The 23,320-nt window shown below is 33.8% G+C and carries 12 protein-coding genes; 11 read left to right on the top strand and 1 reads right to left on the bottom strand.

The genetic code is table 11. From position 1 onward, the window contains the following. Window positions 1–106: 106 nt before the first annotated feature. From VIG73_RS00445 to VIG73_RS00420, 6 genes are all read left to right on the top strand, one after another. Window positions 107–5,020: a SpaA isopeptide-forming pilin-related protein gene (locus tag VIG73_RS00445; RefSeq protein WP_331638243.1), complete on the top strand. Its 4,914-nt coding sequence runs from the start codon at window positions 107–109 to the stop codon at window positions 5,018–5,020. Between the two features lie 152 nt (window positions 5,021–5,172). After that, window positions 5,173–6,303, top strand: a complete 1,131-nt coding sequence (locus VIG73_RS00440) for a response regulator (protein ID WP_331638519.1) — start codon at window positions 5,173–5,175, stop codon at window positions 6,301–6,303. Between the two features lie 256 nt (window positions 6,304–6,559). Then, on the top strand, window positions 6,560–10,348 hold the full coding sequence (locus tag VIG73_RS00435) for a prealbumin-like fold domain-containing protein (RefSeq protein ID WP_331638517.1): 3,789 nt from the start codon (window positions 6,560–6,562) through the stop codon (window positions 10,346–10,348). Window positions 10,349–10,459: 111 nt separating this feature from the next. After that, window positions 10,460–12,256, top strand: a complete 1,797-nt coding sequence (locus VIG73_RS00430) for a SpaH/EbpB family LPXTG-anchored major pilin (RefSeq protein ID WP_331638241.1) — start codon at window positions 10,460–10,462, stop codon at window positions 12,254–12,256. Between the two features lie 83 nt (window positions 12,257–12,339). After that, window positions 12,340–13,173, top strand: coding sequence for a class C sortase (locus VIG73_RS00425; protein ID WP_331638239.1), 834 nt, complete (start codon window positions 12,340–12,342; stop codon window positions 13,171–13,173). After that, on the top strand, window positions 13,160–13,879 hold the full coding sequence (locus tag VIG73_RS00420) for a class C sortase (RefSeq protein WP_331638237.1): 720 nt from the start codon (window positions 13,160–13,162) through the stop codon (window positions 13,877–13,879). The genes VIG73_RS00425 and VIG73_RS00420 overlap by 14 nt, the downstream gene beginning before the upstream one ends. 59 nt (window positions 13,880–13,938) lie before the next feature. Here VIG73_RS00420 and VIG73_RS00415 read toward each other — a convergent pair whose 3' ends face one another. Continuing rightward, window positions 13,939–16,995, bottom strand: a complete 3,057-nt coding sequence (locus VIG73_RS00415; protein ID WP_331638235.1) for an ATP-binding protein — start codon at window positions 16,993–16,995, stop codon at window positions 13,939–13,941. A gap of 170 nt (window positions 16,996–17,165) precedes the next feature. Between VIG73_RS00415 and VIG73_RS00410 the strand changes: the two genes are divergently transcribed. The 5 genes from VIG73_RS00410 to yhbH all read left to right on the top strand — a co-directional run bounded on the left by VIG73_RS00410 (window position 17,166) and on the right by yhbH (window position 23,104). Then, the gene (locus VIG73_RS00410) at window positions 17,166–19,061 is read left to right on the top strand and encodes a PrkA family serine protein kinase (RefSeq protein WP_331638233.1); all 1,896 of its coding nucleotides are present in this window, start codon (window positions 17,166–17,168) and stop codon (window positions 19,059–19,061) included. A 234-nt stretch (window positions 19,062–19,295) separates the two neighbouring features. Next, entirely contained in the window at window positions 19,296–20,405 is a 1,110-nt protein-coding gene (locus tag VIG73_RS00405; RefSeq protein WP_331638231.1) for a PDZ domain-containing protein, read from the top strand. 48 nt (window positions 20,406–20,453) lie between these two features. Then, window positions 20,454–21,173: a response regulator transcription factor gene (locus VIG73_RS00400; protein ID WP_331638229.1), complete on the top strand. Its 720-nt coding sequence runs from the start codon at window positions 20,454–20,456 to the stop codon at window positions 21,171–21,173. Window positions 21,174–21,302: 129 nt separating this feature from the next. After that, window positions 21,303–21,848, top strand: coding sequence for a hypothetical protein (locus VIG73_RS00395; protein ID WP_331638227.1), 546 nt, complete (start codon window positions 21,303–21,305; stop codon window positions 21,846–21,848). A 92-nt stretch (window positions 21,849–21,940) separates the two neighbouring features. Beyond that, a complete protein-coding gene (yhbH, locus tag VIG73_RS00390) occupies window positions 21,941–23,104 on the top strand; it encodes a sporulation protein YhbH (protein WP_331638225.1) in 1,164 nt (387 codons plus the stop codon). Window positions 23,105–23,320 lie beyond the last annotated feature (216 nt).

Genomic DNA, 23,320 nt, shown 5'->3' with positions numbered 1-23,320 from the left:
TAAACAAAATCTCATTTTTGTTTATTATTTGTAGAGAATAGTTTCGTATAATTATAATGCTCAATTTAAAAGCTCCATATTAAAAATTTCAGAAGGGATAGATTATGTGCGTAATAAGAGAATATTTACAGTAACGTTAACATTCCTTCTATTATTTAATAGTCTCGTACCGCCGTTAATGATCTTTGCCGAACAATTAGATTTAAATAAACCAACAATCACTGAAGATATAGAAATAATTCAGAAGAAGATTAGTTCTTTAGGTGCTGAAATAGAAGAGAAAAAGAGAAAACTCGAATCAAAAGAACAGACAGAATTTCTTCAAGAAGAAAAAGTTCCTTCAAAGGAGCAGCACCCAGAGCCAAACGAATCTAAGATAATAGAAGAACGAAGTAAAAGTCAGATAGAAAAAGACAAGTCTAAAGAACAAGAATCGATAGAGAAATCTCTTATTATAAAAGAGAATATCATTAAAAATGTAGAACTTACTTTAGCAAATGGAGATACATTACCAGAAAGAATGCCACATCCAAGTGAAAGAATTTTAAATTTATCAATTAAGTATGAATTCAAATTGCCAAAAAACCACAAATATGGTGCTGGTGCGACATACACTTTTAATTTACCGGATGCTTTCCAAATGCATCATCAAATAAATGGCGATTTGATAAACGGTACGGGAACCACTTTCGGTCAATATAAATTATTTACAGACGGCACCGTAACAATGACATTTAATAAAGAAATAGAAAAAGTCGATAACGTTTCCGGATTTATTAACATTCAGACAGAGATTAGGGAAGATTTAAGTGGTAGCACAAGTCAAGTAATTGAATTTCCAATTCATGATAACAAAACAGTGACGTATCCCATTCAATTTGAACCGAAGAAAGGATTAGCGATTGAAAAGAATGGGACACCGGATAAATCGTACAATGCTCAAACGATTACATGGGAACTCGATATAAATAAAAACTTACAACCAATCAAAAGTGCTGAATTGCATGATTCAATAGGGAGAAAACAAAACCTTGTAGCTGATTCTATAACGATTTACGAACTCGATGTTCAATTAGATGGTTCTGTTAAATTAGGAAAGCAAGTTACGGATTCTTTAAACAAATCATTTCCATTATTATTTGGTGATATAGATCAAGCATATCGTGTTGTGTTTGAAACGATGATAACGGATGAGACTAATAAAGAGTACCATAATGAAGCAACGTTGACAGGACAAAACATAGAAGCTGTGTCAACAAAAGCAACTGTTTCTGTAAAGCGTGGGGAACCTTTAAAAAAACATGTCGTGAACTATAACACGACAAATCAGACGATAACGTGGGAAGTAAAATACAACTATAATGAACAGTTCATTGAACAAGACAAAGCGTTTCTAGTGAATACATTTGATGATGAGCAGGCATTGGTTGCTAATAGTGTAAAGGTCGAAGAAGTCGAAATAAAAGAAGATGGTTCAGAAGGGAAATCTGGTCATTTTTCTAACTTTGATACGAATGTAGAAGAAAATATGTTGACACTTCGCTTTAAGCAAGATATTAACCAAGCGTATAAGGTAACATATCAAACGAAAATGACGAATCGCGTTGAAGAAAATAGATATGTCACAAACTGTGTGAAAGACGGAAATGGTCATGAAGAAAATGCTAGACAATGGATGACACAACAAGTGTTTAATAAGTATCACCTCTACAATTCAACGAACTATAAGGACAAAACGACAAAATGGGGCATTTACATTAATAGAGATGCTAAATCAATGCGACATGTCGTTATGACGGATGTTTTGCCAAAAGGATTAATATTAGAGGACTATACGGTATTGTACGATGGGAAAAGGTTGGGTGAAAATAATTATGTGTTTAAATATGACCGACAGACTGGTGAGATACGTGTTCAATTTGTTGGTCATTTAAACACAGTAACAAAACCAATTTATATTGAGTATACGACTTCATTTAATTTTAATCAGGTGATGGAAGGGCGTACCTCTTTCTTAAATAAAGCGACGTTGACATGGAGAGATACATCAGGTAAAGACAAGACTTTGCAAGATAGCGCCTTATTTACTCCTAATCGATATACACAAGAAAATGGTTTTAAAAAAGGTTTTTACAATGCAGAAAGCAAAGAAATCACATGGGAAGTTGGTGTAAATTACAATAATCACGAACTGACACAAGCAGCGATTGAAAACGTCATTCAACCTCAGCAAAATATAAACCTAGATTCGATCGAAGTGTATAAAGTTGATATAACACCATCAGGTCAATGGATAAAAAACAATAAGCCGTTAAAACTTAATCAAGATTATGAAGTAGATTTAATCAGTGATTCAAGTTTTAAAGTGGAACTAGGTGAAATAAATGAACCGTATATTATTGTTTATCGTACACATCTAGAAGGACAAAAAATCGTTCCGTATTATCAGAACAGATCTATTTTGAAAAATGGAGAAGTGAAGTTATCTGAATCACAAGCATTAGCTTCCATTCCAAATGGCGGAAAGTATACTTTAAAAGAAGCTACACAAAATAAAGATAATCCAAGAGTATTGAATTGGAAAGTCTCAATTAATCCAACGCAGTCAACACTCTCAAAAGTTCTATTAACAGATCAGCCGAGTGTGAACCAAATGGTATTAAAGGACTCCTTTCAACTGTTTGATACGATCGTTGATAAAAATGGTAATATCTCGAAAAATACGGCCCAATCTTTAATTAAGGGTAAAGATTATCAAGTTATCTTTAAAAAGAACGAACAAGGACAAGACTATTTCGAACTCATATTTGAAGAGAAAATAAACCGACCATATATTTTGGAGTATGACACGTATATAATGGCAGGGAATAACGAATATGTTTATAATAAGGCTTCTCTAGCCGCCCATGAATTAACCGATGAAGAAACAACGACAGAGCATCGCCACCGCATCAAATTAACAGATTCAGATGGTGGAATCGAGAGTCGTATCGGACATCTTGATATAACGAAAGTCGATGCACGAACGAAACGGCCTCTTAAAGGTGCTGAATTTACTCTCTTTGATCGTGAAGGTGAAATTAAAATCGGTTCGGTTAAGACAAATGATGAAGGAAAGGCCAGTTTTAAGCATCTTTTATTTGGGAGCTATATCATTAAAGAAACAGAAGCCCCAGAAGGCTATGTCCCTAATAAAGAACATAAAAAGATAACGCTTGATCAAGAGACTTATCAGCTAACGGTAGAAAATGAAAAAGTCATTCAAGCGATTGAATTTAAAAATATCGATGCAGAATCTAAGAAACCAATCGGTGGTGCAATATTTAACTTAGAACGAAAAGTCGATGGCCAATACGAATCAATCGCTCTATTAACGGCGAATCAAGACGGTATGATTTACAAAAATAACCTGAAGCCAGGCAAATATCGATTTCTTGAAAAACAAGCTGCGCCAGGCTATCAAACAAATAACAAACCAATCCCGTTCACCATTAAACATCATCAAACAAAGGCAACGCGAGTCATTTCAGAGAACCTGAAACTCGGATCCGTTGAATTAACGAAGTTTAATGCGGATGATAAAAGCGAAGTCCTTAAAGATGCAAAATTCAAGCTATTAGATGCAGATGGGACGGTCATACATGCGTCATTACGTACAAATGACGTGGGGAAAATAGTTGTATCTCATTTACAGCCTGGAATTTACCAATTTGTTGAAGTAAAGGCTCCGGATTATTTTATATTAGATCCGACACCGATTGAATTCGAAGTCAAAGCAAAAGAAACAGCCACAGTAAAAGTCAATGCACCGAACCATTTACTGACAGGAAAAGTTGTTTTAAATTTGGTAGATAAAGAAGATAATAGGATAAAATTACCGGGTGCCATCTATAAACTTGTTCAAGAAGATGGACAAGTGATTAAGAAACATTTACTAACAGACGAAAATGGACAAATTATCGTTAAGGACTTAAAACCAGGAAACTATGAACTGATTCAAATACAAGCACCTAAACATTATCAATCCAGTAAGGAAAAATATAAATTTACAATAGATAGAAACAAAACAGATAAGGATAAAAATACGGTAGAAATCAACGCAAAGAATAAACTTATTCCAGGTGCTGTTGAGGTTGTAAAGGTAGATAAAGCAAATCACAAATTAAAGTTACAAAGTGGTATATTTGAACTCCAAGATCAACAAGGTCACTTGATTAAAAAAGATTTAGTGACAGATCGTCATGGAAGATTGTTTATTACTAACTTAAGACCGGGAATATATCAACTCGTTGAAACAAAAGCTCCCTTTGGTTATCAATTAGATTCAGAGCCAATTCAGTTTGAAATTAATAAAAGTCAAAGGAAACCAACTGCTGTTATTGTAAAAAATGAGCTTATAACAGGCTCTGTTATGTTATCTCTCGTTGATAAGGGATATCACCACTTTAAATTAAAAGGAGCCGTGTTTGAGTTAAGAGATATTGACGGTCATCTTATTAAATCGGGCTTAACAACAGATCAAGATGGCGTGTTATTTGTAGAGGGCTTACACCCCGGAATATATCAATTGATTGAGGTGTTAGCTCCCTTTGGTTATCAATTAGACTCAACACCTATTCAGTTTGAAATTATTAAAGGACAAGTTAGCCCTCTAAAATTACGGGTTCAGAAGAGGCTAAGTAAAGAAGAACGTATTGATATACAAAACACCATTAAGTTACGTAAACAAAACAAAAGTGCACAAACAAATGATGAAAATCAACCTATAAAAGAACAAGATGTCATAACTAAGGATAAATTAAATGCTCATACACGATTTTCTGATTCACAAATATTAGATGTTAAAAAAGATAAAGATGTAAATCGAGAAAAATCAACTGATAATTTAGCAACAAAAAGCACCGATCATACAGAAGAGCAACAATCAATATTCGATGAAAGATCTATATCATATATATTGTTTAGCGGTTCTGTATTAATTATTTTAGCTGCTGTGTTCCTATATTTCAGAGTTAAATAAAAAACCTTAAGGATGTTAACATTCTTAAGGTTTTTTGTTAATTAGTAAAATTCATAGCATTTTATATTGGAAAATCTTAACAATTTAACGTAACAAGGTTATAATGAGAGAGAATATTAATCTAGTTTTCGGGGGCGGTTTTAGTGAGAGTAATGCTTGTAGATGATGAACAGTTAGCACTAGACTTCCTAAAACGGTATATTGAAAAGACACCTGAGTTTAATATTGAGATCGTCGGTACCTATACAAATCCTATCGCTGCTAAAAAGGCTATTCTTGAAAATGATATTGATGTTTTGTTTTTAGATATTCATTTACCGGAAATAAATGGAATTCAATTAGCTGACGAATTATTGGAGAAAAAACCAGAGCTAATTATTGTTTTTGTTACGGCATACAATGAATTTGCCGTTGAAGCTTTCGAGTTAAATGCCATTGATTACTTAGTTAAACCAGTGCAATTTGATCGTTTTAAAGAAACATTGGCTCGCTTAAATGAAAAAGTAGAATGGAAAGCACAACAATCTCAAATTATTCAAACTGAAGATAATTTACAAGTTAATTTACTCGGACATTTATCTTTTACATTACCTAGTCGTAAGAATGAAACGATTCATTTTAGGACAAAAAAAACACAAGAACTCTTTTTATATTTATTTCATCACCGTAATGAGCTAGTAAGTAAACATTTATTAATAGAACTACTTTGGGATGAATTAGAACCATCAAAGGCGTTTGCACAACTTTATACAGCGATTTATCATATAAGAAAGGCTCTAACACCTTATAATTATTATTTTCAGATAAAGAGTAAGACGGAAGGATATATTTTAAAGACTAAGAACATTACTTTAGATTATATAAACTGGGAAAATCGATTAAAACAACTTCTGGAATTAAATGAAAAAACAATAGACCAGTATCTAGAAGTAATGGAGTTATATACAGGATCATATTTACAAGATTATCATTATTGTTGGGCAGAGCCAGTAAGGTTTCATTATGAACAAGTGTGGATCAAATACGCATTAGAAATTGCTAGATATTATAATCTTAGATATGAATTAGAAGAAGCAAGAACTTGGTATTATAGTATTTGTCAACATAATTCATTGATTGATGAAGCCCATTTTGAATTAATGAAAATATATGCCAAACAAGAGAAACATGCATTAGTCCATCAACAATATCAAACATTTGAAAAAACGTTAAAGGCAGAATTAAATATCTCACCTGAAGACTATATTGTTGAATGGTATAAAAAATGGAGTATGAATTCATAACTCTATTGAATGTCAAAACCCCTGTTTAAGTCATTATTAGCGACTTAAACAGGGGTTTATTGTTTGTGAAATAATAAGAAAATATTAAATGTAGAGATTATGTATAGTCTGGATATTTATACTTCTATTTAAGTAACTTCAATCAGCAATAGTTTTTTAAATTAGACTACTTTATGTAAAGAAAATGTAAAGTTATGTCTAATATGCTAGAAATATACAAATATAATTAAAAAAGGGGGTCGTTAAATTGAGCAAAATGAGAAAGTTACCTTTAATATTTCTAATTATATTATTGACTTTCACTCAAGGGGTTCAACCATTTATGTTTGCTTCGGATAAGGAAATGGATAGCCAACCGAAATTAGATATTAATGTCGATCCTGAAGCAACAAATCACCATACAGTAGTCGCATTACTAACAGAAAACTCTATGGTAGATGAAGTACATATCAAATTACCAGTAAAGTCAACCTACGACCAAGAACAAACGTCAGAACTTAATCAACAAAACATAGACTTTCAATATGAGGAAAATAAACATTTACTAAAAGTAGCTTGGGAACCTGGTTCCCAAGAAAGTGAAATAAAATTCGTATTGATAGACTTAGAAACCGCAGAAAATAATATACAAGCCACAGGATTTATAGAAGATGAGAAGATTATAGAATTAGAAAAGACATTTCAAGTTAAATTAATAGAAGAAAATAATGAAACTGCTGTTGAAACGAATATTGAAGAATCTGAGCAGGTGACGGATAAACAAGTAACAGAAGAAAAAAATAATAACACATTCATTAATAAAGAAGATGAAGTTGAAGAGAAGAAAAAGACTGATAAAGAAAAGAAGGCAACCGATAAAAAGTTGGTAAAAGAGAATACCAGAGAAAGTACAACGACCCAAACTAAAAGAGCGATTCAATCTTTCGTAGGAGATTTAAATGTAGATATTGATATTTCTCCTTATAAGGAAGAAGTCGAGTCTGGAAAAACAGCGATGTACAACCTTGTATTTAAAACGACTGGTTCACAAAAAGAATATAACAACGCAAAAATTGTAGTAGATTTACCAATCAATGATTATACAGCGTTTAATCAAGATGTAAATGAATTAAAAATTGCAGGTGTAGTCCCAACTTATGATACAACGAATCATACATTAACGTACGAATTTGACAAATTAAAGACAGGTCAAACATATGATGTCATCATTAAAGTGGAGACGAAAAACGGGTACACACCGAATGGTACTAAATTAGAAGCAAAAGCCTCTTTTGAGTCAGATGAACGAGAAAAAGTACAAGGTGAAGCATTAGTAACAGTGATATCATCATCGGCAATTAGTGTGAATAAAATGTTTACAGGTGAAGTATGGAATGGTGTGGAAGGAGAATGGCAGAAAATAGCCCCATTTCCTGATCATATTACCAAATGGTTAATAGAAGTTGAGATTCCCAAGAATGATATAGGTCAGATGTATCTTAAAGAAGGAAGTAAGGTTGTTATTACAGATACGCTGCCAGATGGACTATCTTATGATTTATCATATGTTTGGGGTACTAATGATCTATCTTCACCTAGAGAAGAAGGGGATCAATTAATCTGGGAATTCGATGCACCTTCTTTGGAAGAGCAAGAAAGTACTGAAGGAAGTGTATTCACTCGAACAATTGAAGTATGGCTACGAGCCAATATGGATACTGAAAAAACTTATCAAAAAAATAAAGCAGAAGTGAAAGCAACATTTATAAATGATGTTAGCATCAGTGACGAGTCTGAAGATAGCATTTATATTTATGGAGCGAATGGAGATAGTAACTCAGATGGATTTCCATTAATACCACCTCATTTTGCACCAGCAAATGGAGAAGGACAAATGGGAGCTTCAGATGATTTCCTGCTAGAAGTTTATGACGATGCATGGTTAAAATTCGGACTAGGGATAGGAGCATTATATGAAGGTCAATATCATGATTTCGAAGAACTATCTTATTCATACACTATTGACCAAAATTTAATTCTGACGGGAATAACAACACCTGGTAAATGGAGATATTATCCTGATAGTGATTATTATCCACCGAATATAGATTTTAATGAATTGGAAAAGCTAGAGAAAAACCCTACATTCGATATTTATGCAAATGTAAACGGACAGGAAAAACGATTAGTTGAAAATGCGGAGTCTAGTAAATATTACAGCAGAGTAGATTTGAATTTGAATGAAGAAGATATCGTTACGAATATAGAATATAGATTTACCTACGCTCCAAAGGGTTTATTTGCAACAGTATTCGGTACTTTTGATTTTAGTGTAAAGAAAGGATATCTAGGACAGGTCGAAAACTATTTTACGATATCAGGCTACGGAGGGCATTATCAAAACCCGGAAGAATTCTATTATGATACACGAGATCAAAGTGACTTGAGTATACCCCCTTGGAGTTATCCTAGAAAAGTAACCATTATTGAAAAACCAGATAATGCATATCCAATAGCAACTGTAGGAGTTGCTTTACAGGACAATAATAATGGAGAAGTTATCTATGGTCCTAACCGAATGGAAGTAACATTCGATAATAGATCTACATCGGCTTATTCGATGCAGAAAGATTTAGAAGCTGTTGTTTTACTACCAATTGGAGTTAAGATAAGTGATACACCGAATGACGAGTATTCAAACGATAATGGTGGCACATATGAAGTCATTGATAATTATAATGAGACTGGTAGACAGCTCGTTAAATTTACATGGTCTGAGGAATACTTGCGTTATCAACAATCATTGAAAGCTTGGATTGATGTAGATATTATTGAAGGTCATGCTTCGTCTTTAAAATTTGATGTCTATGGTTTTTCGGGAGATAAAGAATTACGTGTTCCTTCCACGAATGGAACATCTATTACCGATACGATTTTACAAACAGATGAAGATGATTTAAATGGTGATGGTATAACAGATCAAACACGACTAAAGTCAGGAAACATTTACACAATTCGCGGAGAGTATAATTTACAAACAGAAAAATGGGTTAAAGGCGAGTTGGATGAAGATTGGACAGACTTTGGACAAACAGTGCCAGGTGGGACAATTGATTATAAATTAAACTTAACGAATACGACAGGAAAAGACATATCGACTATGACATTAATTGATGTGTTACCGTCTGTTGGTGATTTAGGCATAACAGATAACATTGCTAGAGGCAGTCAATTTACACCACTTATGACCGGTCCAATTCAATTACCGACTGAATGGAATGGAAAAGTAAGTGTCTATTACAGTACAGCGAAAAACCCAGAACGCGATGATTTAATAAAGAATACTAAATATCCGGAAACGACAACCCCTCTCTCTAATCCAGAAGGAGTGGAAGCTGCTAATTGGATGATCGAAGCAGATGTAGAGGATTGGAGTAAGGTACATTCATTTAAAATTGAGTTAAATGATGGGGAAACTTGGGTTAAAGGTGTGGATATGGATATTATATTTTCCATGGTAGCTCCAAATTGTGACGATGTGGACCCTTCATTACTTGATAAAGATGTCGATCCCGAAGCACGCGCTGCATGGAACTCTTTTGCTGTCGCAACTGATCATGGACAACCTGTTGAACCTGCACAAGTAGGGGTATATATGAATCAGTTAGGTTCAATTGAAGTAACTAAAGTAGATAAAGAGAGTAAGGAAGTTTTAGCAAATGCTGAGTTTGAACTTCGCAATGAAAAAGGAGAAGTCATTTCAACCGAAAAGACTGACTCGAAAGGTAAACTAACATTTGCTGATTTGAAAATAGGAAAATACCAACTAGTCGAGACGAACGCACCAGAAGGCTATCGATTGTTAACAAAACCAATAGATATAGAAATTACTTGTGAAAATCTGGATGTTCAAATTGAAGTGGAAAACTCTAAATCTGGTTGGGAATTACCTCGTACAGGTGGTATAGGAACAGCTTTATTTTATAGTTTGGGTGCACTTCTTATGTTAGGGGCTCTATTCTTAATGCTAAGACGAAAAAAACAAACTAAGCAAACGGAAGATTAACTTACACATATATCTTGTTTTAACGATTGAGGAGGTGATGCTAAAGCTTAGAAAGCTAGAAATATAGCATCACTATAAAAAGAAGTTTAATTAAGAGAGGGGAAATTAAATATGCAAATAGCTAAAAGAAAATCGCTTAATATTTTTTTAGCATTGACATTACTTGTATCACTCATATTACCAAATTTTGCTTTTGCTGAAGAAAACAAAAAGCCAATCATTAAAGGTGACAAAAACAATCCAACATTAACGATTCACAAATTTGAACAAGAACCAGGAGCAGATGAAGGTGAAGAAGGAACTGGACTTCCTGGACAAAATGCTAAAGGTGAACCAGTTGAAGGTGTTGAATTTACTTTAACACAAACACATAAGTACAATTCTGAAACAGATATATGGGAAGAAGTATCAGGTGGAAAAACAATTAAAAAACAAACAGGTGAAAACGGCCAAGTTGTTTTCACAAAAGGTGATGGATTAGAATTAGGTCGATATAAAGTAGAAGAAACAGACGGCCCTGATCACATTATCTTAAATCCAGAGTCATTTTACGTTGACGTTCCGATGACGAGTAAAGACGGAACATCATTGAACTATGATGTTCACATCTATCCAAAGAACGAAATTATTCGTGGAGATGCTGAACTCATTAAAAAAGGCGAAGACGGTAAGATTTTAGAAGATGTTGTTTTCGGTCTTTATGATGAAGATGGAAACGAAATCGAACAATTAACAACTAACTCAGAAGGAAAAGTTAGTGTAGAGAACTTAGACCAAGGAAAATATTATTTCCAAGAGATCAAAACAGTAGATGGTTATGCGATTAATACAGATAAAATATACTTTGAAGTTGTAGCAGGTGAACAAAACAAAGTAGAATGGACTACAATTGATGGTTTTGTTGATGAAAATGGCGTTGTAACAAACTATAAAAAGCCAGAGATTGAAAAAGATGTTGAAGAAAAAGAGCATCATGTTGTTGATCGTGATAAGGAATATGTATACAATATCACTGTTACAACTCCAGGAGATATTGAAAACTATAGTATTTTAGGAGTTACAGACGTTCTGGATGACCGTTTAGAGTTTATTACGGATGGTTCAATTGAAGAGGGTTGGACAGTAACAGGAACAACTAAAGACAATATTGAATTTACACAAAACGAACAAGAATTAGTATGGGAAGTAAAAGACTTAAGCTTATTACAACCTAACTCTGAAATTAAAATTACATTTACAGCGAAAATTAGACCAGATGCTAAAATAGACGTAGATGAGACAGGTATCGAAAACACAGCTCAACTGGATTTTAACAATGACAAGGGATCGTATACTAAACCAAATCCTAATGATCCGGAAGAACCACCAACACCACCAGAGGAGCCACCAACCACACCACCAGTAACTGTTGAACCAACTGAAGGTGGATTAAAGATAATTAAGGTAGATAAGTCAGATCATAACGTTAAACTCCAAGGTGCAGAGTTTAAGTTAACAACAGATAAAGAAGGAAATAATGTTGTTGATGCAACTGGAACGGTTGTTACAGTAAATGGTGAAGCTCATGAAGGTTTACTAGAAAACTTAGTAACGAATGAAAATGGTGAAATCGTCATTGAAGGTTTAACACCAGGAACATATTATTTACATGAAACAAAAGCACCAACATACACGGATGAGGATGGTACAGAAAAATCATACCGTCTCTTAACAAAATCGATTGAAGTAAAAGTTGAAAACAATAGCACTGAAAATAAAGGTGTTATTGTGGAAAACTCTAAATCTGGTTGGGAATTACCAACTACAGGTGGGATAGGAACTATTTTATTTACAATTATTGGTCTTGCATTAATGATGACAGCTTTTGTTCTTTACTTACGTCGTAGAAAAGAAGAACAAGTAGCATAAAGATAAATTGGGGAGAGAAGATTTTCTCCCCAATTTCTCATGTAAAAAAACAGAAGTTTATTTATGATAGGAAGGGAAAAAAAATGAAGAAATGGTTATTGATAATAATATTTTTTACTGGATTAGGTGTTTTTTCCTATCCTATAGTAAGTAATCTGTTATCTACCAAAGTTCATCAATCTGTTGTCGAAGAATATACAGAAACAGTAAAAGAAATGGACAAGGAAGAAATTGAAAATGAAAGAAAGAAGGCTGATAAACATAATGAAAAATTAGAAGATGCTCAGTTAGACTTCGTCGATCCGTTTTCAGAAGAGACAACCGAGGAGAGAAAAGCGGGAAATAAAAGCTACTATGATGCATTAAATATTGGACCAGCTATCGGTACACTTGAAATCCCCAAAATCAATACAAATCTTCCCATTTACCATGGATCAAGTGATGATGTCCTATCACAAGGAGTGGGGCACCTCGAGAATTCATCTTTACCAACAGGAAAGCCTGGAACACATAGTGTCCTAACAGCTCATAGAGGACTTCCAAGTTCTAAGCTATTTCGACATTTGGATGAAATGGAAGTAGGAGATGAGTTTTATGTTCAAGTACTAGATGAAACATATGCTTATCAAGTATTTGATGTTGAAATTGTATTGCCTCACCAAACGGAATGGCTTCAAATGTCAGAAGATGAAGAAATCGTTACATTACTCACTTGTGAACCGTATATGATTAATACGCATCGCATGTTAGTAAAAGGAAAACGTGTACCTTACAATCCAGCTGAAAAGGAAGCAGCCGAAGCTAGTGAATTACCTTGGTTGTATATTGTTGTTATCGCTATTGTTGTCTTATTAGTGCTTTTTATTTTATATCGCAGAAGGAAGAAGAAAGCGAGGATAAAGCATGAAGAAGTATAGGGGACTCATCATATTATTTGGGCTTGGTTTACTTATATTATTGTATCCACACATTGCTCAAATTGTAAATAATTATTTACAAAAGAATCAAGTCGCACAGTTTCAAAATGGATTAGCTGATTTATCAGAAGAAGAAATTAATGAATTGATGGCGAAAGCGCAACAATGTAATGAAGAAGTGTACTATAATATTGATGGTTTCCGTGACCCATTTGGTGATAATCAAGAGAAGTTAACGGCTTTTAATGAATGTTTAGGATTTGATGATGATGATATTTTTGGCGCGATTGAAATACCTAAGCTTAAACTCGTTATTCCAATCTATTTAGGATCTTCTGAGGAGGTTTTAAGTAAAGGAATCGGTCAAGTAGAAGGATCGTCACTTCCACTAGGTGGAGAAAGTACGCACACTGTTTTAGCTGGACATCGTGGAATGGGCACAAAAGCGATGTTTCGTAATGTCGATGAATTAAAAGATGGTGATGTCTTTTATATTCATACGATGAATGAAACATTAACATATCAAGTATACGGTCAGAAAATTATTTATCCTGATGAAACGGATTCATTAGAGATACAGGAGGATAAGGATTTAGCAACGTTATTAACATGTCATCCTTATCGGCATAACTATCAGCGATTACTTATCCAGGCTGAACGAACTGAACGAGAAGCAAATGATAGGGAAGAGAAGAAAGATGACTAACTTTCCTTAATAATAAAATCAGGCTCCCGATCTTATGGGGGAGCCTGATTTTATTCATTTTATTGTTTTGGTATGTTAAACAAAACTGTTGTCCCTTTATTCGGTGTAGATTCAATTTGTAATCCATTTCCAAAAAGCTTTTTCAATCGCTGATTCGTATTAGCAATTCCAATACCCCGCTTTGAGCTAGCTTTGCCACTTAATAGTTTTTCAATTTTTTTCGAATCTATTCCGACACCGTCATCATGTATGCAAATCATGACTTCACTTTCTTTTTCGCGGACTGTGATTTTCACAGTACCACCAGTCGCACGTTTTAATACGCCATGTTGAATTGAATTTTCAACTAAAGGCTGAATGGAGAGCGGCGGTACATTAATTTCTAGATGATCATCTAGATGCCACTCTACGTTCAAGCGATCACCAAACCGTTCTTGTTCTATATAGACATAGGAGCGGACAATTTCTAATTCTTCTTCCAGTGGAATAAGTTTTTCAGTATTTCTTACGTTAAAACTTCTGCGTAAATAGTTGCCAAAATGGTTTAACAACGTTGTCATTCTCATTGGATCAATTTCACTTAACGATGCAATTGTATTTAATGTATTAAATAAGAAATGTGGCCGAATTTGTGCTTGTAACCACGCAGCTTCCATCCGTAATTGCTCATGAATTGCAAGTTTCAAATGTATTAATGAATGAACACGTGCTGATAATTCGACTGCATCAACTGGTTTAATGACATAATCATTTGCACCGACATTAAAGCCGGTTTGAACGTCTTCTATTTGATTGCGAGCAGTTAAGAGTAAAATCGGTAATTCTGATAGTGTATATTGTTCGCGTATATGTCGTGTTAATTCGTATCCAGACATTTGTGGCATCATGACATCAGAAACAACTAAATCAAATTGATTGTCTTTTATATATTGTAATGCTTCATGACCATTTGTTGCTTTTATTAGATAGTAGTCCTTATCTAATATTTTACTAATGACCTTAAGGTTAACAGGGTCATCATCGACGACGAGAATTTGCGCTGCCTTGTGGTAACGCATTTGCTCTGATACAGGTTCCTCGGTTAATGTTGCTGCTTCTTCAAGAATAACGGTCGGTTTTTCCATTATGTTTACATGATTCATCATAGATTCATCGGCTAACGGAAGTGTAAATGAAAACGTGGAACCTTGATTTTGTTCCGATTTCACACTGACTTCGCCACCATGTAATTCAACTAATTGCTTGCAGACGTGTAATCCTAGACCGATACCACCACCAATGGCTGTCATACTTGAATCTTCTTGTTCATATGGATTGAAAATACTATCTATCGCTTCAGGACTAATTCCCACCCCAGTATCTTTAACATTAATAGTTGCCTTATCATTTGTATAATAAGCATCAATTGTAATAGATCCTTCTGGTGTGTACTTAACCGCATTATGAATTAAGTTAAACAGTATTTGCATGAGACGATTTTCATCAGCATATACTAGCGGAAAGTTATTTGGTATATTGAGATTTAATTGTAATTCTTTCTCATCTCCCATAAACCTCACTAAATCTAGTACGACAGATGTGACAGTATGAAGATTAACAGGCTTTTGATAAAACTGAATTTGCTTTTCTTGAATCTTGGATAAATCTAAAATATCATTTAACGTAAATCGCATATTTTCACCAATGCGAACAAGTAACTTTAAGTCATCTTTGTTTTTTTGCGTTAATGTTTCTGCATTGTGCTGCAACATCGTTTGCGCAATATTAATAATACCATGTAATGGATTGCGTAGTTCATGCGACGTATTAGCTAAAAACTCATCCTTCCTTCGATCGGCTTCTTTTAATGCTATTGTTTGTTGTTCATTCACTTGTAACATATTCATATATCGCTTTAATAAGAGTAAAGCGATGGCGACAACATATATAATAAAATCAAAGGGGTAAAATGGAATTTTTACTAATCCAGCATTAATTAAAGTCCCCCAAACCATATTAGACGTATAACCTGTAATGAAAAATAACACATAAATGCCCTCGTCATTCCCCTTTTGGACGAATTTGATTGTTAAGGAAAATAGTAAGTAAAAAGATAATAAATATAGAATGTTTTTACCGTTATGAACGAGATAAAAATGTTCAATCGGAACAATGATAATACCGATTACGATGACTATATATAATCCTACTAAAATAGAATGAAGTCTTGATTTAACATTAAATAAATATTTTATTGCAGTAACTAATGTAATAAGCACTGTACTAAAGAGAATGTGTAATAATCTATGGTAAGCTTCGGCATTAATTGGTAATTGAAGGACCATATCGTCATCAATTAATACAGTAAAGCCTGCAACAATAAGCATGAGACCATAAAACAATAGTTCTTTTTGATAATATTTGCGCGCCATAATATATAAAACAATAGCGTAAACACTATGTAATAAATAGACAATAAAAACAGCTAATTGGAAGTTTTGTGAACGATGGTCTTCTTTTATAATAGCAGTCTCTGTACCGATTTTAATTGAGTCTGTTATGCCACCACGAAATGGTAAATCATAGTTAGAAACATGTATGATAATATCTATTTCATTTTGATTAACTGGAAAAAAAGCTAATCTAGGACCACGCTTTCCAATCGATGTATCACGAGAAGTACCTGGTGTCCCATAATCAGAAATTTTCCTTCCATTTATATAAATTTGCGCTGCATTTGTAATTTCCTCTATTCTTAATCCGTGCATCATCTCACCATTATCTGGCAAGATAATTTTCAATCGATATGTCCCATGCCCTATATGACTGTCCAATTCATCTTTCCAACTTCCTGGAACAGTAATATACGATGGTTCTTCCGTCTTTACATGTTTAGCACTGTTATTTGGGTTAATAAATTTGTTCGGAAAGAATTCCCACTCACCATCAAGTAAGACTGTGTATTTGTCTGTAAATGTCCAATTACTTAAATCAAGCACACCTTTTTCCACATATGGTTGATCTGGTGTCTTATGAAACATAATCCAAGCGATTCTTAAACCCGTTAACCCAATAAATAATAGAGTAATCAGGAGTAATATTTTTTTCTTAGTCATTGGCTGATTACTTCGCATCATTATTTCCATCTTTCTATTTTTATTCTTAAAATTATAATTATGTTAATTATGAATGATTTCCTATATTGATACAAGTAGTAAATACTTTCTCTTAACATAATCCACCTGTCATGCTCTAGTCATTTTTTGCATACACTATAAGACATCATGAACTGAGGTGGGGGAGATAGATGGACATTTTACAAAAGGTAAAACAATTTCGTGAAGAAGAAGAGCGATTGAAATGGGAAGGGACGTTTCGTGAGTATCTGGACATTGTGAAGCAAAATCCCCAAGTTGCCCAAACTGCTCATTCACGTGTTTATCATATGATTCAAAAAGCCGGTATGACTGAAAAAGATGGAAAGAAAGTGTACCACTTCTTTGGTGACGAGATATTTGGTATTGAAGATGCTATCGAGAGATTGGTAGAGGAATATTTCCATCCAGCAGCAAGACGGTTAGCTGTGAGAAAGCGCATATTATTGTTAATGGGACCAGTTAGTGGTGGTAAATCGACGATTGTAACGATGCTTAAACGTGGATTGGAACATTATTCTCGGACAGATGAAGGCGCTATTTACGCGATAAAGGGTTGTCCGATGCATGAAGATCCACTGCATTTAATTCCGCATCATTTAAGAGATGATTTTTACAATGAATATGGCATTCGTATTGAGGGAAGTTTATCCCCTTTAAACATGATGCGTTTAGAGAAGGAGTACAATGGTCGGATAGAAGATGTACTGATTGAGCGTATTTTCTTTTCCGAAGATAAACGGACAGGAATTGGAACATTTAGCCCATCAGATCCGAAGTCACAAGATATTGCCGATTTAACAGGAAGTATTGACTTTTCAACTATTGCTGAATATGGTTCAGAGTCGGATCCACGAGCGTATCGCTTTGATGGAGAGTTAAATAAGGCGAACCGTGGATTAATGGAATTTCAAGAGATGCTGAAATGTGATGAAAAATTTCTCTGGCATTTATTATCATTAACGCAAGAGGGAAACTTTAAAGCCGGCAGATTTGCTCTTATTTCAGCTAACCTCCTTATTGTTGCACATACAAACGAAGCAGAATATCGCTCATTTATTACGAATAAAAAGAACGAAGCTCTCCACTCAAGAATGATTGTCATGCCGATTCCATATAATTTGAAAGTAAGTCAAGAAGAACGAATCTATGAAAAAATGATTAAAGAAAGTGATATGGCCCATGTACACATAGCACCACATGCATTAAGAGTTGCGGCCATTTTTACGATTTTAACAAGACTAAAGGAAACGAAGAAAAAAGGTATAGATCTCGTAAAAAAAATGCGTCTCTATGATGGGGAAAGTGTCGAAGGTTACAATCAAATTGATATAGATGAGTTACGTCAAGAATTTCCTGACGAAGGGATGGATGGGATTGACCCAAGGTACGTGATTAACCGAATTTCTTCGGCAATTATTCGTAAAGAAGTACCATCTATTAATGCATTAGATGTTTTACGTTCTTTAAAAGACGGACTGGATCAACACCCATCGATTACAAAAGAAGATAAAGAAAAGTATTTAAATTATATTTCTATTGCCAGGAAAGAATACGACGAAATTGCGAAGAAGGAAGTACAGAAGGCTTTTGTCTACTCTTATGAAGAATCAGCTAAGACGCTGATGGATAATTATTTAGATAATGTAGAGGCATTTTGTAATCGACATAAACTAAAAGATCCATTAACGGGCGAAGAGATGCAACCAGATGAAAAGCTGATGCGTTCAATCGAAGAACAAATTGGCATCTCAGAAAACGCGAAACGCGCTTTTCGTGAAGAAATATTAATTCGTATTTCCGCATATGCTAGGAAAGGTCAAACTTTTGATTACCGTTCCCATGATCGACTCCGTGAAGCCATCCAAAAGAAACTGTTCGCTGATTTAAAAGACGTTGTAAAAATTACAACATCTACACAAACACCAGATGAACAACAGTTAAAAAAGATAAATGAAGTTATTGCTCGCCTTATTGATGACTATGGTTATCATTCTATTTCGGCAAATGAACTATTGCGTTATGTAGGAAGTTTATTAAATCGTTAATTTATGAAGGGTGTTCTAATTTGAGCACCCTTTTCATAATTTAAATTAAGAAGAAAGGCTCGCATATTAATTTGGGAGTATAGTTGGTATTTTGTAGAGAAATTGTTGAGTTGAGCAAAATATAATAGATGTAAATAAAGTTACTCTTTTAGTCCAATTAGATCTATTGCCATTAGATAGAGTGTTAATGAAGAGCAGGTGTAACTATTGTTTCATGTAGAAGGATTTTCTTTTTTGAGTGTTTTACTGAATCCGCTATTGTATTGGTTTATCTTATTAATAATGATTTCTAGTTACATACGTGTACGTTCTGAACGAAGTAATTATGGAAGAAAAGTATTCCCGATGTTATCAGAGATAAGTCATACGTGGATCATAACTGTCGTAGCAAGTATTATTTTGTCGATATTTATTTATTTAACCGGTATTTATATAACATTTGAAACGGTTATGTTAATAAGTGTCATTACAGTTATTCTATCATTTAATTATAGCTATATTTTTTTATCACCGAGTTATACGTTAGGATTTTCATTTTTAATTATTTTATTATATGCAAAATTAGGAGTAGATAATAGTCGATTTCCAGTTGAGTCTGTATCTGGATGGCTCATCTTAATCGGCATGCTATTAATTGTGGAGGCATTTCTTTTTTACAGTGTTAAGAGAAACCAGCTATATCCAGAAATTTTCCCGAGTTATCGCGGCCTTTGGCTAAATCAATTATATATTAGAAGATTGATGTTTATGCCATTTATTATTTTCATTCCTAGTGGAACACTAGAGACAACTATCAACTTATCAACTGAGTTATCATCATTTAATTTAGCACTGTTTCCTTTTTTTATCGGGTTGAATGAGGCTGTAGAGAAACATCAAGGAGTATCTTTAGCAAAAAAGAAGGCCAAATTTATTGCCTTGTTAGGGGTTATAGTTATGGCCTTAGCGATTGTAAGTTATCTTATTCCATGGTTCACATGGATAGTGATATTTATTGCCATTATAGGGAGAATATTTATTCATAAGTATGTCAAGGCGGATACAATGAAATCTTATTATTTTGCACTAAAAGATAAGCTCAAAGTATTAATGGTCATTCGCGGCTCTTATGCTGAACGATTAGGGATTGAGAGTGGAGATGAAATTAAATGCGTCAATGGCGTTTCAATAAAGAATATGTCTGATTTTAAAAAAGCACTTAATATGGACGAAAAAATGATTCAAATTGAAGCATATAATCAAACAACTAAGATAAACAAACAGATTAAACGAGCAATTAATCAAAAGGATAAACAAAACTTAGGAATCATATTTATTACAACCCCTTTTATAAAAAGAAAGTAACTATAACAGAAGTCTAATAATATATTATTTTTAATGGAGTGATTAAACATGCAGCAAAAAAATAACTATATCAATAATAAGAATGGAAACAATTTGATAAGTGTTGCTCTTGTTGATAAAAGCCTATTATATAGGGACAGCCTTAAAGTATTATTTGATACCATTGGGTCACCAAAGCTTGTTGCATATGCACCTACTTTCGAACAGTTAAATGATTTATATAAAAAGGAAGAAAGAGAGCCATTTGATATTTTGCTTGTGGAAATTGGTGATAAACCAATTTATAGTATCCATTCGATTAAGCGAATGGTTGAGAAGAATCCAAATCTAAATATTATTGTATTAACAGAAGAAACAGAGGATATATATGCCGTATATTCCATTCGTGCTGGTGTTAAAGGTTATGTATTAAAGACGATGGGATTCTCTGCCTTACTTGAAGCTATTCAGCATGTCTATGATGGAAATTTCTATTTTAATGACGACATTTTAAAAAATGTTATTTACGATTATCAAGATAAATATTTGAATAATGGTGAGAAAGAGGAAGTAGAATCACACATGGCATCACCTATATTAAGTAGGCGTGAAAGGGAAGTTTTAGAACTCATTATTGATGGTAAAACAAATAGTGAAATTGCACAGGCACTAGCCATAAAAGAAGTGACCGTAAAAAACCACGTTTATAATTTAATGCAAAAAATGAATGTCGAACATCGAACAGGAGCTGTGTTAAAAGCGATAAAGCAAGGTTGGGTCGCTATTTGACTGAGCAATTTATGTATAAATGATTTATCAATAAATTATCAAGAATCATATTTCTAGGGAAGCAGATCCATTTTTTATTGGTCTGCTTTCATTTTTGTAAAATATTTCCTATATGAGGGGATAAAAAGTATGAGGCAATCCGTTTTTATTAATAAATACTATCATCTTAATGGTGATTCAATCAATTTAAAAGACGTCGAATCGTCATATCCTGAATTTTACGAGTTTTTATTAAATACTGGGGATATGAGACTCGTATTTTTAGTTGCACTTTCTGTTATTCTTATTTTTATATTATATATAAAAGGTAAGATGCGCTTTGTATTAACGATTCCCTTATGCGTGTTAGCAGTAGTTACCCTTGTTTTCGGTCACATTTACGTCGAAGAATCAATCTTAAAAAAGAAAATTGAAGTTTGGGAAGAAAATCAATTGGGCAGTTATATCGCTCAGTTAGACGTTAAAAAAGTAAAAAGAAATCATATAGAAACGTTTTCATTAAAAGATAAGACAATTAAATTCTTTCATAAGGAGAAATTGGTAACTATTGAAGAAATTGATATTGTTGATTCACCGAACAGTGAAACGTATGTAGAGTTTATTTACTTTGATAAAGACATAAAAGGTAAAGATGATTATAAAGGATATTATAATGTTGTGTTGTATAAGAAGTAATCGTGATTGAAACGAATAAATCCGTTATTGATGTAAAATTCCCACCATTCCCCGCATATTGTAAAGTAAAGAAGGAGAAAGGTGGGGAAGTAGTGGAAAACAAGGGTCGAAATTATGTTGTTTCTAAGGAAGACTGGTCTCTCCATCGTAAAGGATTTCGTGACCAAGAACGTCACATGGAAAAGGTAAATGAAGCGATTCGGAATGACTTACCAGATTTAATTACAGAGGAAAGCATTATTATGTCGAATGGCAAAGAAGTGATTAAAGTACCGATTCGCTCACTTGATGAATATAAGATCCGTTATAACCATGAGAAAACAAAACACGTTGGGCAAGGAGATGGAACGAGTAAACAAGGTGATGTGATTGCGCGTGCATCTGATGGTGACTCGAAAGATAGTGGGAAAGCTAGCGAAAAAGGTGGAAATCAGCCTGGTGTCGATTATAGTGAAGCAGACGTGTCAATCGCTGAGCTAGAAGAAGCGTTGTTCAGTGAACTTGAATTACCACATTTACAGGAAAAAGATGAAGAACAGTTATCAGTTGAAAGCATTGAATTCAATGACGTACGAAAAACAGGTTTAATGGGTAATTTGGATAAGAAACGAACGATTTTATCTGCCTTAAAACGAAATGCGTCAAAAGGAGAACCAACAATTGCTCCGATTTATGAGGAAGATCTTCGTTTTAAGACATGGACAGAAGTGACAAAACCTGAATCCAATGCCGTTGTCTTAGCTATGATGGATACGAGCGCATCAATGGGGACATTTGCAAAATATTTAGCGCGAAGCTTTTTCTTTTGGACGACCCGATTTTTGCGTTCGAAGTATGAAGCGGTTGATATTGTCTTCATTTCTCATCATACGGAAGCAAAGGTCGTTTCTGAAGAAGATTTTTTTTCGAAAGGAGAAAGTGGCGGAACAATTTGTTCTTCTGCATATAAAAAGGCACTCGAACTTATCAATCAGAAATATTCACCAACACGTTATAATATTTATCCGTTTCATTTTTCAGATGGGGAAAATTTCTATTCCGACAATCAGGAGAGTATCCGTTTAGTGAAAGAGTTACTTTCTGTTTCCAACCTATTTGGCTATGGTGAAGTCAATGAATATGATCGCTATTCTACGCTAATGCGTGCATTTAGTGAAATAAGCGAACCAAAGTTTAAACGCTTTGTCTTAAGGGAGAAACAAGATGTGTACTATGCAATGAAGCACTTCTTTCAGCGACAATCTATTTTGCAGTAGGTGAAGTATTTCAAAAAAGGGGTGTTTAACTAATATTTGTTAAAATATCACATAATAAAACAAATGTAATTGCATACTCACCATTTGTATTTTGTAGATTTAACTTTCATTTTTTATATGTTTTGAGAAAACCTTTGAGATGTGAGGTTTTCTCTTTTTTACTTAAATAACAAGCAGTAATCTATATGTATATAGAGTATTTGGTGCTTCCTTATT

This window comes from Cerasibacillus sp. (genome assembly GCF_036516575.1).
In the GTDB taxonomy this organism is placed as follows: Bacteria; Bacillota; Bacilli; order Bacillales; family Amphibacillaceae; genus Cerasibacillus.
This window is presented reverse-complemented; position numbering and strand designations above follow the sequence as displayed.